This window comes from Labilithrix luteola (assembly GCF_001263205.1).
Taxonomy (GTDB): Bacteria; Myxococcota_A; Polyangia; order Polyangiales; family Polyangiaceae; genus Labilithrix; species Labilithrix luteola.
The window spans coordinates 7,140,245-7,154,326 of the sequence record NZ_CP012333.1; the positions used below are offsets into that span (position 1 = coordinate 7,140,245).

15 protein-coding genes and 1 pseudogene are annotated in these 14,082 nt (G+C 64.9%); 11 read left to right on the forward strand and 5 right to left on the reverse strand.

Features of this window, described 5'->3' with window-relative positions; genetic code table 11:
* The first annotated feature begins 231 nt into the window (after positions 1 to 231).
* Both AKJ09_RS56545 and AKJ09_RS30960 read left to right on the forward strand, forming a co-directional pair.
* On the forward strand, positions 232 to 1,428 hold the full coding sequence (locus AKJ09_RS56545; protein ID WP_169928011.1) for a formylglycine-generating enzyme family protein: 1,197 nt from the start codon (positions 232 to 234) through the stop codon (positions 1,426 to 1,428).
* A gap of 138 nt (positions 1,429 to 1,566) precedes the next feature.
* The gene (locus AKJ09_RS30960) at positions 1,567 to 3,009 is read left to right on the forward strand and encodes a carboxypeptidase regulatory-like domain-containing protein (RefSeq protein ID WP_146651461.1); all 1,443 of its coding nucleotides are present in this window, start codon (positions 1,567 to 1,569) and stop codon (positions 3,007 to 3,009) included.
* A 183-nt stretch (positions 3,010 to 3,192) separates the two neighbouring features.
* Here the strand turns inward: AKJ09_RS30960 and AKJ09_RS30965 are convergent, their stop codons facing one another.
* Positions 3,193 to 3,657: a GNAT family N-acetyltransferase gene (locus tag AKJ09_RS30965; RefSeq protein ID WP_146651462.1), complete on the reverse strand. Its 465-nt coding sequence runs from the start codon at positions 3,655 to 3,657 to the stop codon at positions 3,193 to 3,195.
* Positions 3,658 to 4,044: 387 nt separating this feature from the next.
* Here AKJ09_RS30965 and AKJ09_RS56340 point away from each other — a divergent pair.
* Positions 4,045 to 4,113: pseudogene (locus AKJ09_RS56340) on the forward strand (phage tail protein); the annotation flags it as partial.
* 33 nt (positions 4,114 to 4,146) lie between these two features.
* On the opposite strand, the gene AKJ09_RS55080 reads toward AKJ09_RS56340, so the two are convergent.
* Entirely contained in the window at positions 4,147 to 4,329 is a 183-nt protein-coding gene (locus tag AKJ09_RS55080) for a hypothetical protein (RefSeq protein ID WP_240488642.1), read from the reverse strand.
* A gap of 221 nt (positions 4,330 to 4,550) precedes the next feature.
* Here AKJ09_RS55080 and AKJ09_RS30975 point away from each other — a divergent pair, with 221 nt between their 5' ends.
* The 4 genes from AKJ09_RS30975 to AKJ09_RS30990 all read left to right on the forward strand — a co-directional run bounded on the left by AKJ09_RS30975 (position 4,551) and on the right by AKJ09_RS30990 (position 9,492).
* A complete protein-coding gene (locus AKJ09_RS30975; protein WP_146651463.1) occupies positions 4,551 to 5,303 on the forward strand; it encodes a hypothetical protein in 753 nt (250 codons plus the stop codon).
* Positions 5,304 to 5,754: 451 nt separating this feature from the next.
* Positions 5,755 to 7,224: a hypothetical protein gene (locus tag AKJ09_RS30980; protein ID WP_146651464.1), complete on the forward strand. Its 1,470-nt coding sequence runs from the start codon at positions 5,755 to 5,757 to the stop codon at positions 7,222 to 7,224.
* A gap of 162 nt (positions 7,225 to 7,386) precedes the next feature.
* Positions 7,387 to 8,352, forward strand: coding sequence for a hypothetical protein (locus AKJ09_RS30985; protein ID WP_146651465.1), 966 nt, complete (start codon positions 7,387 to 7,389; stop codon positions 8,350 to 8,352).
* A 51-nt stretch (positions 8,353 to 8,403) separates the two neighbouring features.
* Positions 8,404 to 9,492 (forward strand): hypothetical protein, encoded by a 1,089-nt coding sequence (locus AKJ09_RS30990; RefSeq protein WP_146651466.1) that lies wholly within the window; start codon positions 8,404 to 8,406, stop codon positions 9,490 to 9,492.
* Positions 9,493 to 9,502: 10 nt separating this feature from the next.
* Here AKJ09_RS30990 and AKJ09_RS30995 read toward each other — a convergent pair whose 3' ends face one another.
* Together AKJ09_RS30995 and AKJ09_RS31000 are read right to left on the reverse strand one after the other, a co-directional pair.
* Positions 9,503 to 10,480: an AraC family transcriptional regulator gene (locus tag AKJ09_RS30995; protein ID WP_146651467.1), complete on the reverse strand. Its 978-nt coding sequence runs from the start codon at positions 10,478 to 10,480 to the stop codon at positions 9,503 to 9,505.
* Positions 10,481 to 11,098: 618 nt separating this feature from the next.
* The gene (locus AKJ09_RS31000; protein WP_146651468.1) at positions 11,099 to 11,599 is read right to left on the reverse strand and encodes a hypothetical protein; all 501 of its coding nucleotides are present in this window, start codon (positions 11,597 to 11,599) and stop codon (positions 11,099 to 11,101) included.
* A gap of 103 nt (positions 11,600 to 11,702) precedes the next feature.
* On the opposite strand from AKJ09_RS31000, the gene AKJ09_RS31005 reads away from it, so the two are divergent.
* Positions 11,703 to 12,614 carry a LysR family transcriptional regulator gene (locus tag AKJ09_RS31005; protein WP_146651469.1) on the forward strand — a complete coding sequence of 304 codons (912 nt, stop codon included), beginning with the start codon at positions 11,703 to 11,705 and terminating at the stop codon, positions 12,612 to 12,614.
* Between the two features lie 69 nt (positions 12,615 to 12,683).
* Positions 12,684 to 12,980: a YciI family protein gene (locus AKJ09_RS31010; RefSeq protein ID WP_146651470.1), complete on the forward strand. Its 297-nt coding sequence runs from the start codon at positions 12,684 to 12,686 to the stop codon at positions 12,978 to 12,980.
* 12 nt (positions 12,981 to 12,992) lie between these two features.
* Here the strand turns inward: AKJ09_RS31010 and AKJ09_RS54430 are convergent, their stop codons facing one another.
* Complete coding sequence (locus tag AKJ09_RS54430; RefSeq protein WP_205633848.1) at positions 12,993 to 13,145, reverse strand: hypothetical protein; 153 nt, start codon at positions 13,143 to 13,145, stop codon at positions 12,993 to 12,995.
* A 264-nt stretch (positions 13,146 to 13,409) separates the two neighbouring features.
* Between AKJ09_RS54430 and AKJ09_RS31015 the strand changes: the two genes are divergently transcribed.
* Both AKJ09_RS31015 and AKJ09_RS31020 read left to right on the forward strand, forming a co-directional pair.
* Positions 13,410 to 13,601, forward strand: coding sequence for a hypothetical protein (locus tag AKJ09_RS31015; RefSeq protein ID WP_146651471.1), 192 nt, complete (start codon positions 13,410 to 13,412; stop codon positions 13,599 to 13,601).
* On the forward strand, positions 13,598 to 13,963 hold the full coding sequence (locus tag AKJ09_RS31020) for a hypothetical protein (RefSeq protein ID WP_146651472.1): 366 nt from the start codon (positions 13,598 to 13,600) through the stop codon (positions 13,961 to 13,963). Before AKJ09_RS31015 ends, AKJ09_RS31020 begins: the two co-directional genes overlap by 4 nt.
* Positions 13,964 to 14,082: the final 119 nt, after the last annotated feature.

Sequence of the window (14,082 nt, forward strand, 5' to 3'; positions counted from 1 at the left end):
TCCCACGCGGAAGGTGCTTCGGCGAGGGCTCGTCCTTTGTCCCACGACGCTGCGTCGCCGCTTCCCGGGAGGATTTTTCGCACCCTTGCGCCATCTGCTCGAAGCGCGCGATAACGGCTACGCTCGCAGCCGCGACGGTAGCCAAGTACGGCAGCAATGCACCCCAAGTCAGCACGTTCAACAATCTTGCGACTGCGTACGGCGTGGACAATTAGCGGCGCGATTGGGGTGATGACCGCGCTGGCGTTCATCGGCGGCGTGCATTGCACGGACACGGTCGATGAGCGCCAGGACGCGAGTACGTCACCAGGCACCGACGCCGGCTGGGACGCGACGTCTCTCGATGCGCACGTCGAGCGCGACGCATCGGACGAACGGCAGCCGCCCTACACGTGCGTGAGCTCGTTCGTGACGAGCGGCGAGTGCACGCATCCTTCGGTGCAAGCCGACTGTGCGGATGGCTGGTGTCGCGTCCCGCACGGCTGCTTCGTGATGGGATCGCCGCTTTGTCAGCCTGGGCGCGGTGCGTACAACGAGGACGAAATCGAAGTTCGGTTGACGCACGATTTCGAGATTCAACAATACGAGGTGTCCCAGACCGAATGGGTCTCGCTGCGCCTTCCGAATTCGAGTGTCCTCGAACCCGTCGACGGAGGTTATGCCGACTGCGCCGAGGAGGGATGTCCTGTTGGCAATGTCACGTGGTGGGCCGCGCTGGCGTTCGCGAATCGGTTCTCCGAAGCCCATTCGCTGCCCTCGTGCTACCAGCTCGACGGTTGCCAGAAGAGCCTCGGAGAACCGGGATTCACGTGCGAGACAGCGAAAGAGACCGGCAACGTGTATGAGTACGAGGGCTACCGACTCCCGACGGAAGCGGAATGGGAGTACGCCACGCGAGCCGGAACGCGTTCGCCGTATTACCTCGGCTCCTTTGCTGTCGAGCGTTCCCTCTTCGAGTGTAGTGCCGAGCCCGCGCTCGAAGCCGCAGCGTGGTACTGCTTCAACGCCGGTCTGACGACCCATCCCCGCGGGCAGAAGCTCCCGAACGGCTGGGGCTCTACGACACTCTCGGCAACGCGTTCGAGTGGGTCAACGACCCCTATACGCCGGGCGGCTACGGCGTCGGTCCGCGGACGGACCCTGGCGCGTCGCTCGGCACGGGGGACCGGAGAGTCGAGCGTGGCGGCCTCTACCTCGTCAACAACGTGTTTTGCACGGTTTCGAACCGGTACGGAACGGCTCCTCAATTTGCCGGTCATGGATCGAGCCTGCGGCTCGTCCGGACGCTGCAATGAAACCCCCAACGCCAGCGCATCGTCCAGCCATCTCTGGACGGCAGTCGCTCCGTTGCCATCCAGGAGCCTCCTCGAAGCTGCTGGGGCGCAGAGCCGACCACCCGGTATTGCGGTGGCGCTGCAATTTGTATAAGACGTCTTCTGTATACCGCCGTGCGCCGTTCTTGCCGTTTCGGGCGGCACTCGCTTTTCTGCCTCGCTTCCCGAGCGACTTCGAGGGTCGGTCGCAGACGAAATATGACCTGTTCTGGGGGCGCTCGAGGAGAGTGAGATGCGGAGTACATACATTCTTGGACTAGTGCTCGGCGCAGCGTCGGCCATCACGCTCTCCGCGTTCGGCTGCGGCTCCTCGACACCGAAGAACACTTTGGATGACGGCGGAACCGCGAGCGATGGCAACGATGGCGGCACGTCCACCACGACCGATCCGACGTCCGGCACGGGCGACAGCGGTACGGGCGACAGCGGTACGGGCGACAGCGGCACGCCCTGCAAGGGCCTACAGTGCCAGCAAGTCACGTGCGGGGGCGGTGGCGACACGACCGTGACCGGCACGGTCTTCACGCCCAGCGGCACGATCCCGATCTACAACGCCATCGTCTACGTCCCCAACGCTGACCCCGTGCCCCTGACGAAGGGAGCAACGTGCGACCGGTGCGGCGCCGTCACCGGCGAGCCCGTCGTCACGGCCCTGAGCGCAGCCAACGGCCAGTTCATTCTCAAGAACGTTCCCGCTGGCAAGAACATCCCGCTCGTCATCCAGGTCGGAAAGTGGCGGCGCCAAGTGACCATTCCCGAGGTCACCGCGTGCTCCGAGACGAAGCTCGCCGATCCCGAGCTCACGCGCCTGCCGAAGAATCAGTCGGAAGGTTCGATGCCTCAGATCGCGCTCACCACGGGCGCCTGCGACAAGCTCGGTTGCATGCTCCCGAAGATCGGCATCGACGCGAGCGAGTTCGGCGTCGAATCGGACGGCACGGCGAAGGCCGTTCACGTCTACAAGGGCGCCGACAACGGCGGACCGACGGCCGCGAGCCAGGCCAGCGCATTCTGGTCCGACGCGACCAAGATGATGAAGTACGACATGATCCTCTTGTCGTGCGAGTGCACCGAGAGCCTCAACAACAAGGGCGGAGCGGACGGGCCGGCCTTCACGGCGATGGCCGACTACTTGAAGGCCGGCGGTCGCATCTTCACGACCGACTTCATGTACGCTTGGTATCGCTACTCCGGCGATCCCGACCTCCGCTCGGCGACGGACATCCGTGGTGGCGCCCCGCAGGCGGGCTCGCCGATGACCGTCAACGCGAGCTTTCCGAAGGGGCAGGCGCTCAGCGACTGGCTGAGCGTCGTCATTCCGGGGTCGGCGGGTACGGCCAGCGCGGAGGTCGTCTTCGGCAACATCAAGTCGGTCGACGAGACCAAGACGCAACTCTGGGCGACCTCGGGTGCGATGAACAGGCTCCCCGAAGGCCCGCGCATCTTCAGCGCCAATCTTCCGGTCGGCGTCTCGGCAGACAAGCAGTGTGGCAAGGCCGTGCACATCGACGCGCACGTCAACAGCGGGCTTCTCGACGCGGTGGACAAGGACTACCCGGCTTCCTGCAAGGACGTGATGAAGCCGTCGGAGAACCTCCTGGCGTTCTTCTTCTTCGACCTCGCGTCCTGCATCCAGGACGACGGCGAGCCGCCGACGCCGCCGCCGGTGAAGTGACGAGCGCCCGAGGAGCTGGACCGACGACTCCGTCGAGAGCCGACCGACACTGATCTGCGGAGCGCCCCTAGGAGCTGTCGCTCAGTTCAATGATCCCGCTGTTCCGTCGAGCGGCGCACCTCTGAAGATCGGCAACGACCGATTGCATCCGCACGTCGAGACAAGGTGCCCATCAACGGATGGTCATGCCGCGCGGAGAAGGTAGCGCACGCGTTTGCCGTTGCGCGGATCGATGGCTTCTCCGCAGGGCGCAAAGCCGAGGCGCTCGTGGAAAGCCAGGCTAGCCGCGTTCGGTGGCTCGAGGTTCACCTCGCAGCAGAGCGGCCGGGCGGCGGCGACCGAGGCGAGGTCTTCGTAGAGACGACGCGCGAGTCCTCGGCCACGTGCTTGGGCCATGATCACGACGCGATCGACGTAGAGAAATGCCGGTTGCCGTTCGATGAACCAGGCGTGGTTGGGACCTTGTGCGGGCGTCTTCTCGTCGAATGCCACGAGAAAGCCTCCGCCATCGATGGTCCGTGCCGAGGCGGCAATCGCAACGAGCCGCGCTAGCGCCTCGTGCGTCAGCGCGTTGACCTCGGCAGCATGATCGTTGTTGAGCGCGAGCAGGGCCGGCAGGTCGGCAGGTTCGATGTCGCGGATGTGCATGCTCCGTCGAGCTTACGCTTGCGGTGACCACTTGCTAAACCAGGATCACGTCAAACGTATCCATGGGGGCTGGACGCCGAGACGTGACCATGTGCGGTGCAGCGTGCCACCCCGCCAGACGTAGCCCGAACGCGAGAGCGGTCGATGGCGGGGGAAGATGAACACGTGAGCCACGTATCAACGTGCATGAGTCTCGCTCATGGCCGGTAGGACGTCGACGAACCGCACCGCTGGGTTGCTCGTCGCGGCGGCGGCGCTTGCATTGCTCCTGCAGTACCGAATCGCCGATGCACAGCGCTCTCCCGTGGACAGCGCAAGAGTCGCCGCGGGGGGCCCGCCTGCCGGTGTCGTTGTCGCTTTCGCGGGGAGAAGCCGCCGTCAGGGTGGTTGTTCTGTGACGGTTCTGCCCTCAGCCGCGCCGAGCACCCAGCCCTCTTCGCAGCCATCGGCACCGCGCATGGCGCCGGTGACGGCGTCGGCTCATTCAATCTACCGGACTACCGAGGCCGCTTCTTGCGTGGCGTCGATCATGGCGCAAGCCGTGATCCCGACGCGTCCAGGCGCACAGCAGCCGCCGGGGGAGGGAATCTTGGCGACTCGGTCGGGAGCGTCCAGGGCGACCAACTCGGCAGGCACGCCCATGTCGCCGACTTCGGCACGGTGGCGATCCACCCTGGCACCAGTAGCACCAGCGTTGTGCGAAGCATCGTACCGTCGGTCAATGGCACCGCAGCCAACAGTGAGACCCGGCCGGTCAATGCCGCTGTCAATTGGGTCATCCGAGACTGAAGAGTCCCGCGCGTCAGCGGGGGCTCTGGTAAGCGCACCGCGGGCGTGGCCAAGCTTCTCCGGATAACGACCCCATCGGATCCAAATGGTAGGGGTGTAGCTTCGTGCGAATCTGGTCTTTCACGCTGGTGCTCGTAGCGTGTCGCGGCGGGCGCTCACTGCCGCCGTCCACGTCGACGTCGGTCCCGTCTGCGTCGTTCCCTCCTCCTCACGATGCCCCGCCACCCGAGGCGTGGTTTAGCGGCGAACCGATCCTGCGCGATGCGGTGGGGGAATGCGAGCTCGACGAGATCGACGAGCGTTGGGAGCATCGCGGGTCGCGCTGCGTGCATTCCCGATCGGTCCAATGTGCGCGAGGTGATTTGAGTGGCAAGTTGGCTAGCTATTGCTCCGCGCTCGGGTACGGGGCCGTCGAGACAAAGCGATTCAAAATCGACTATGAACTGTCTTGTTCTGGAAAGGCAGGCGGGATCGTCGTGACCTTTCCGTGGCGCAGGACGACCTTTCGCCAGACTGTCGATACGGTGTGCAATTCGATTGAGCCCCCTTGGGTCGCCGTGGACGGGGCGAATGTCAGCAAGCTGCTTGGGCAGTCTCCCATCGCAGCTCATTGGGCGCGCCGCTGGCATGAGGTTGTCAGCGACACCTGGGAGGTCGAGTGGGCATCAGGGGCCATCGAAGAATCTGCGCTCGACGCCGCTCTGCAAGGCTGGGGGTATCCGCTCGTGTCGAGCCAGGCGAGCTACCAGCTGTGGTCCGCGCAAAAGGATGGGGAATACTCGTTCACTCTTGCGAAGGGCGGGTATCGCGATAATCGGCTTATTGTATCGCGACGGTTACGCAGGCCAGAGCCGTGAGGGCCCCCGAGCTGTCGCCTTCTGAGGAGGCGCGTGGCTCCGAATGCCTTTTACGGTATTACGATGGCTGGAATTGCCGAGATCCCCGCTCTTCCGTCGAGCGGCGCACCTCTGAAGATCGGCAACTACCGATTGCATCCGCACGTCGAGACGCGGTTCGTGCAGCCAGGCTTCCGGGTGCCTTCAGCATCGCGCTCCGGCGTCCCTCGAAGACGAGCGCGACCTCGCCGGCAAAGTAGTCCATCACGAAAACGGCCTGTCGCTAGAGTAGGGGCGAAAACGTGCGCCTCGGTCGGCCAGTCGCCGAGTCCCATCGGACTTCAGCAATGAGGATCAGGCGAGCGGTCTCGCGACCGGCTACCCGATGACGCCAGCTTCGCATTTCGGATAGCTCCGCTTCGCTTTTCGGGTTCGGCAACGAGAAGGCACGAGCGCGATCGCGGAGATAGGCGTGAGCCCCGGCGTTCTTCTTTACAACTCCGGAGCCGATCTCGAGGATCCCGTCATGCATTCCTACGTGCTTCGGCTCGGTGTCGCGTCCGTCTGCGCAGCCCTCCCCATCATCGTGCTTGCGTGTGGCGACGACCCTGCTGCAGCCACCGCTGTGGATGCAGCGGCGCCGAGCGCCGGTGGTGACGCGCTCGAGGACGGCGCGAAGGACGCCGGGCCGCAGACGATCTCCGTGACCTTCGCCAACCTGGGGGCCCTCGCCGCGAAGAACAACCTGACCGTGACCGCGTCTGTCGTCTTCTATCCGAAGACGAACCCCGATAAGCCGGTCGTCGAGCCCATTGCCTTTGACCAGACGGTCACCAAGCCGATGCCCGACGGGGCGCACGTACTCTTGGCGATGCTCATGAGCTCAGCGGAGGAGGGCGATGGCGCCTACGTCTTTCAGATCGATGACGTTGCGCCGGGCGAGAGCATCAACATCGGTCCAGCACCGATCGCCGAACCCTCGACGCGAGCCATCATTCGCTCCTTCGAGCCGTTCGGCGAGAGCGGTGGCAGAACGTACGCCTTCCGATCCTGCATGAGTAACGACGTCGTGCCCCCAGGAGAGGAGGTGGCCGAGGTCGACAACTCGTGCGTGGAGAGCGGCGGCAAGGCCCGATTCCTCGCGACCGTGTCGTCGGCCGCGTCCGAGCCGCTCGCGATTGGTGTCACCGTCGCCGACGTCAATCCAACCGCCGACGGAGGCCCACCGCTCGTGAAGATCCCTTCGTGGTCGACGCCCACGCCGACGGCGTGGTCTTTTACCGGAGAAACGCCAGGAGCACAGAACATCGAAGCGAGGGCCTACGTGACGAACGGCACCACGCCGGGCGTCATGGTCGGAGGGAGTTCGGTCGCGGGAGCGGGGACCATCCTATCGTTTCTCCGGCCGCCGGCAGGCTTCAACGACGGCGAGGTGCACCTGGTCACGGCGAGCTTTGGCGACGCCATCCACGGCCCCTACGCGCGCGTCACGCTCGTCGACCGGACCGCACCAACCGCCCCGCTCGCGACCGATCTCGGAACCCTCATCTACTTCAAGACCGCAGCGGTAAGCCCAACGGCAACCGGAGCAGCAAGCTTCGACTACACGGCGTCCACCGCATTTCCCTCGGGGACCATGGTCTACGCGCAAGCCATCGGGACGCGGGCGGGAGCTGGCGGACCGTCGACATTCTGGTTCACCATCACGCCGAGAATCGAGCAGGGACACGTCGACGGGCTCGTTCTACCCGACGCCTTGCGTGAGACGATCCTCGGCTCCGCGATGACGTGGAAATTCTACAGCATGAAGGCAGTCTCGGGCATCGAGCCTCGCGCGCTCCGCGCGCTCGATACGGCGGGCGTGTATTCCTTCACCGGTACCATTGGCCTTCCGCCCGGAAATTTTCGGGCGAGCATAAGCACCGTCACGTTGGCCAACTGAACGCTATCGCACGTCAATCTCGCCGACGACGGTGAGAGTGTCGTCCGAATAGCGAAGTTCATAGTACGAAATACGAAGATTGTACGGGAGCGGCGCGCGGCTTCACGACGGCGCCCTGATCGATTCTGCACCGCGAGCGAGGCTCGTACGACGAGAGGCGAGATGAATCAGAGGAAGGTCATTTGGGGCGCAGCCCTGCTCGGTGTTGGGGTTCTCGGCGACCTGGGAATCCTCGCCTGCAGCAGCAGCTCTGCCGCCGGGCCTGAGACCCCGGATGCCGCGGAGGCCGCGCCGACCCCCGAACCCGAGGCTGCGGTCGGCCCCGCGCCGTACATCCAGGTGCTGAACAACCTTGTTTCCTTTCCGCCGGCGGACAACGCGCGACTCTGCCTGACCGCTGGAGCGACCCTTCTTACCGAAGCCTCGATCGCCGTCGAAAAGTACGCGCCGACACCTCTCGCGTTGACTCCGGAGTTCGGGGCGAAGCTCGTGACGGAGGCGATCACCGTACACATGCTGCCGTTCAACGTCGTGAAGCCCTGCGCCGAGGCGATCGCGTCGACGGACTACGGCGTCGTCAAGCTGCCGGAGTATCCGGCTGGGACGTTCGCGGGGGACCATTCGTATCTCCTCATTCTTCAAGGATGCGTCCAAGCGGATGGTGTCACCTGCAGCCAGCAGGAAGACGGTGGCGTCACTGCAGGTGCGTCGACCCTGCGCGGTACCGTCACTGAGCTCGACATCGCGCCCGTGGACCCGACCGCGATCGGTTTTCAGTTCATCAACGGAAGCCTCACTCTCGCTCCCGACGAGACGGTGATCCCCGTGCAAGCGATGGCCCTCGGCGGATGGAACGACGGCCCTAAAGCGATCGGTACGCCGATCGCGTTTGCATCGCAGCCACTCATCACGCCGGCGAAGACTGCTCAGATCCCGGCCGTCGGCTTTCTTCCTCCTTCGACCGGAGGGGTTCGGCTGCATCAGACCGACAGCGCGGGAAGCAAGATCGCGGAGGTCATCGCGAGCCAGCTGTCGTCCGTCACGTTCACCGCGGGGAAGAACTACGTCGTCGTGAACGCCGGCAAACAGTTCGCTTACAAGATCGTCGTGTTCCCAGCGACGAAGTGACACGGATTGTGGGCGCGCAGATACACCCTCGCCGACTTGGAGGACACATCGATGATGACGAAGATATCGGTTCGGATCGGGCTCATCATGACGATGGCCGTCGCCGTGGGCGCGCAGCTCGCCGCGGCGTGCGGTGGCGACGATGTCCCGGCCGCTGCACCCACCGAAGCGGACGCCGCCGGGGCGTCGGATACGGGTGCTCCGCAAAACGAGGTCGAGGCCGGATCGGACGCCGGTACGGTACCCGGACCGTTCGTTTCGTTCGTCCACGACTCGGAGGACTATCCCGAGTTCACCCCGTGTTTCGTCGGCGCCGACAACACGCCGCTCAATCCTACGGAAGCGACGTTCAAACCGTTCCGCGGCAGCCCGATCGTGACGGCGGTCGCCGGCCGCTGGGCAAGCGACGAAGTGCGTTTGGTCGCTCTCCCCAAAGACTCAGCGCACAAGTGTGACGCGACGGCTGTCGCCGCCATCGGCATCGACGGCGTCAAGACGCTCAAGACGTTCCCCGCGGGGACGTTCACGCGCGACAAGTCCTACGTCGTCATGCTCCTCGGTTGCGAGATCGCGGACTTCAACTTGCACCCGTGGTGTTACGCGGACTGGGACGGCAAGAAAGGCGGCGGAACCGGCACGCCGACGAGACGGCTCGAGGTCGTCGAGGTGGACAGCGTGCCGGTCGGCGCGGGAGGCATCGGCATCCAGTTCATTCAGGCCAGCCCGAGCATCCAGTGGAACCTCAGTACCATCGGGGATAACGCCCCAGGTCCCGCCGTTCACCTCCGGGCCTTGATTGTTGGTGGCGACCCGGCGTTGAACAAGCGCACGCCGGACACGGGCTACGCCGGCTTCGGAGCCGCTCCGCCCGCGGTACCTGCCAAGGCCGTCAAGAGTGCGCCCAAGTTTCTCGACAAGCAGGACGACTCGTTCTTCGGGCTCTACTACGAGGCCGATGGTGGCGTGGAGCAGTATGCCTTGTGGAACGGGATGAACCTGGTCGGCGTCGAGCTGAACTCGACGACCAAGGCCGTCACGTACACGTACTTCCAGGACGGGAACAACTACGTGTTCATCTTCCTCTCGCCGACCAGTCTCGCCAAGGACGGGTACCTCATCGGGCTACCAACCCGTTGGTGAGAGTCAGCGCTCACAGGATCGGACGGGACCGGACGAGCGTGTCGCGCGGGCTTTCGCCGAATCGCGCGCGGTACGCGACGTTGAAGCGACCGAGATGCTGAAAGCCGCACTCGGTCGCGATCTTCGCGATCGTCTCGTGACCATGCAATGAAAGGAGCCGTGTGCGCGCGAGGTCGAGCCGGCAGTTTCGCAAGAACCCCATCGGCGTAGCCTCACGATGAGCGCGAAAACCTGCCTGGAGCGCGCGCGCGCTGACGCCGGCGACGGTCACGAGAATCTCGAGCGTGATGGGCTCGGCGAGATGGGCACGAATGTACTCTTCGACGCGCCTCACCTGCAGAGGCTCGGCGGAGCGGACCGGACGCTCGAGAAGAGAACGGTGATCATGCTCGCCCTCGAGCAGGAGCGAATAGACGAACGCTTCGGCCATGCGATCGGCGACGATCGGCGAAGCAAGGACGCGCGGATGGCGGTCTGCCTCCTCGATGATGAGCTCGAGGGTGCGCAGGTAGCTCGGCTTCGTCGCCTTTGCGAGGTCGACTCCCGCGGAGAAGATCGCCTGCCCGCGCGGCTGTAGACCCGTGAGCACGTGAAGCGCCGACGCTACGGTCGCGGCCGAAATCCCGACCTGAATTCCGCCATACCCTGCGCCAAGCTCGACCTCCAGCGTCGACGACGGTGAGAGCATCATTCCCCGACGATTCGGTGAAAGCGCCGTTGGGGTGCCGTTCGCAGTGATGATGGCACCGCCACGCACCGGCACCATCAGCGAGTAGAGGGGACCGATATCGGGAGCGGATGCGCGAACGCCCCCTCGGTACGCCGTGGCCATGATCCCGAGACTCCCGACGGCGATCCTGTTTGCTTGCCACTCGAACGTCTCGCGCCGGGTGATTGGCGAAGCGCGAACGGGCGCATTCAGACGCGACTCGAGCTCTTCCGCCTCGTCGACCGAGGTCGTGTGGATCAGCGGATAGGCGTGGAGCATGGTCGGCCGCGTCCGGGGGCGAGGTTCAGGGCCCTCTGCCGATGGAGACGCTTCGAGATGGGCCGCGGTGCGCAACGCACCAATAGTGCTTTCGTAGCCAACGATCTTCAATCCAAATCGATGGCATCCGCTATTGCCTGAGCTCCGCGACCGTGCGGCGAGCTCGCCAGGCGGGCATCGCGACGCGCGCCCGGGGAGCGAGGCGCTCGAGCCCGCGCGAGCTGAGGTGCCAAACGGACGGGGCGCTCACAAATCGGCAGGATTCCCGACTGGCCCGCTCTGCGGAACGCAAATCACGCTCTCTGCCCCGCGATCAATCGTGTTCCACGAGAACGTCCTGCACCCTTCGCTCATCGTTCGTGACGCGTCGATCGGATTCGTAAAGTACGACTGCCCGTCGTTGCTGTAGGCGCAGCCATCGCTGTCCGCGATCCAGATCGTCTTGTCCGATCCGCCGCCGTAGCCCGACCGCGGGCGCAATGAGCAGCGCTTCCTTACGTGTGGGAAGACGATCGACCCAGCCGTCGTCATTCGCGCACGACGTGAGGGCGTCTCGGTAGCCCTCGGGCCTTCCCGTTTTGACGACGGAGAAGCGCATTTTCAGAATTCGGCTCGTGGTCACATATTCATTGATGGCCGCGACCGCATCTTTGTATTCCTGCATGTCACGCGGCGCCGCGGTGCAGTGCGAGCAATCGCCATTCTTCGCATTGTCCGCGCAATCGCTTGACCGACTTCGTCGAGTCGCTTCAGCTTGTCGGGAAGCGTGTTGTCGATTCCGAAAAGCGGATCCGATGAACTGAGATTGAACCCCTGCACGAGCATGTGCACCGATGTCTTCACGTCGCTCAGCTTGGACGCGTTCGAGAGGTGGGTTTTGACCGACGCATCGAGGTTCACGGCGCCGCCTGCGAGCGGAGCATTCCCCGAGATCCCCGCCTGAAGTTGCTGCGCGCGGTCCTCGCTCGACGTCTCGTAGGTAATGAGCGCCACGACGCGCGCTTTGAAGGTGACGCTCGTGACGAATCGATCGCCGCAGCGAACGAGAAACTCCTCCGCATGGTCGTTCAAGCGCGCCAACGCGTCGGGTGTCAGAACGACCGGCGCATTCTGTGACACGACGTACGACTGCGTCGCCTGAATGAGATAGTTGACGTTGCTCTTCGCTTCATCGTCGTTCTCCGTCCTTCTCGGTGTCGTACCCGTTGTTCTTCATTCTTCGATGCGAAAGATCCCCTGCCAGGGGCGCGCCGAACGGTCAGTGAACGCTGTGGGCTGCGTCCACGATGAGGTTCGCGACAGCGTCGTCGCGATTGCCGATTGTGGCTCGTTCGCCGCCGCCGGCGCGCGTCTGGGGCTGACGCCGTCCGCGGTCAGCAAGACGGTGACCCGGGTCGAGGCGCGTCTCGGGATTCGGCTGCTCCAGCGGACGACGCGCCGTGTGGCGCTCACGGACGCTGGCGAGGCGTACGTCGTGCGCGGCCGCCAGCTGCTCGCGGACTTCGAAGGGCTCGAGCGCGAGACGTCGTCGCGCGACGAGACCATTCGCGGGACGCTCCGGGTATCCGCGCCGGCGGTCTACGGTTCGGTGAAGGTAGCTCCCTTGCTAACCGTCCTCGCAAGCAAGCATCCGGCGCTCGATGTGCACCTCACGTGCGACGATCGGCTCGTAGACATGGTCGTCGAGCGCATCGACGTGGGGGTCCGCATTCTCTCGACCTTGCCAGCCGAGTTCGTCGCTCGCGAGCTCACCGAGGATCGTCGCGGTCTCTACGCGAGCCCTGCATACTTGCGACGCGCCGGCACGCCGAGGACTCTCGATGATCTCGCTTCCCACGCGCTCGTCGTGTACAGCGGCGGGCCGACGACGGTGCGGCGCGGCAGGGTCGTGTTTGCGACCGACAACATCCTCGCAGCGCGCGAGGCGGCGCGGGGAGGGCTCGGCATCGCCGAACTCCCCGAGTATCTCGCGCGCGACGACGCGGCCGCCGTAGCGCTGCGCGAGGTTCTTCCCGGCGTGGTGCCGCCGACGAGGAAGATCTACGCACTCTATTTGCCATCGCGTTACTTGCCGCCGCAGGTGCGCGCGTTCGTCGATCTTCTCGTACGTGACGCCAAGTCACGTGCACCTTGATGCGTCCATGCAGTCGCCGTGGCGAGGGCACCGAGGTGTCGGTTGGAGAGCGTGGTAGAGAACGTCGCCATGAACGCCTGGTTCCTGCTCCTCTACGACTATGTTCCCGACTACCTCGAGCGGCGCGTCCCGCTGCGGGAGGAACACCTCCGACTCATCCGCGAAGCGCATGCCCGCGGTGAGCTCGTGATGGCAGGCGCCCACGACGATCCGATCGACGGCGCGTTCGACGGCGGAGCGATCGTGTTCAAGACGAGCGATCGCGCCGTGGTAGAGCGCTACGCGGAGGCCGATCCGTACGTGAAGCACGGCCTCGTTACGCGCCTACGGATTCGGCGCTGGAACGTGGTGACCGGCGGCGAGTAGCCCATCGCAGGACTAGCGCTTCTCGACGAGCGGTTCGATTTTGCGCGTCGTTCGCTTCTTGGTGCGCGGCGAACGGTAAGCGTTGCGTGCGGCGAGGCCCTCCTGGATCGCGCTCTCGAGCAGCGTCGCGCGCACGACGTCGAGCACCGATGTTCGCTCGAGCACCTCTGCGAGCGGCAGCGGGCGGGTGAGGAGAGGAGGCGAACCGCGCCCTCGCGCTCGGCAAGGAGGCTCCAGACGCGCGCCGCCAGGGACAGGATGAGGGCAGGGCAAGGGCGAAACTGCGAAACTGCGAAGGCGCGAAGCTCTGCTGCCGCGACGACGACGGCGGTGCTCGCGCGCACTTAAGCTGGCCTGGCTCTTGCGGAGCGGGCGTGGAGTCCGCACTATGAGCGATCCACATTTGCCCCCGTACGAGGTGACTCGCGAATGGCATCCAGCACGACATTTCAAAAAAGACAGAAAGAACGCGCTCGGCTCGATAAGCAGCGCGAAAAGGCGGAGAAAAAGAAGCTCCGGCGCGACCAGCCCAGCGCGCGTGTGGCGCATGAGCCGGGCGTCGATCCCGACATCGCCGGCATCATTCCTGGACCCCAGCCGATCCCGGAGGACCAACAGTGAAGGATCAGCGCGTGGCGGCCTTCCGCAAGGTGCTCACCTCACTCCTCGACTCGCTCGACGCGACCGTCCGCGTCGCTCGGTGGTCGGGGCCCGAGGCGATTCCGACGCCGCTCGAGAACAGCGCTGCGAAGCTCCTCGACCATCTTGGCTCGGCAAACCGCCTCGCAGCGGATCGGTACCTCGGATCCCCGCCGGTGGTCGCATGCATGACCGCCATGAGCGCGGCCACGAAGGTCCTCGATGGGGCCTACGTGGAGTACCGACGCCACATCGAGGCACAGAAGGAGGAGCTGGACCAAGCGGCGATCGCGCTCCTGCACGAAATCGACGGGGTGAAGTCCACGTCGGATAAGTGGGGCTAGGACAAGCTCGGGCGTCTTGGGAGAGCCCAACGTCGCCCGGCTGAAGCGCAATGCGGGCGCCGTGGTGACCGCAGATCACGGCCCGATCCGGCGCTCGACCCCACAAGACAGCGCGCACA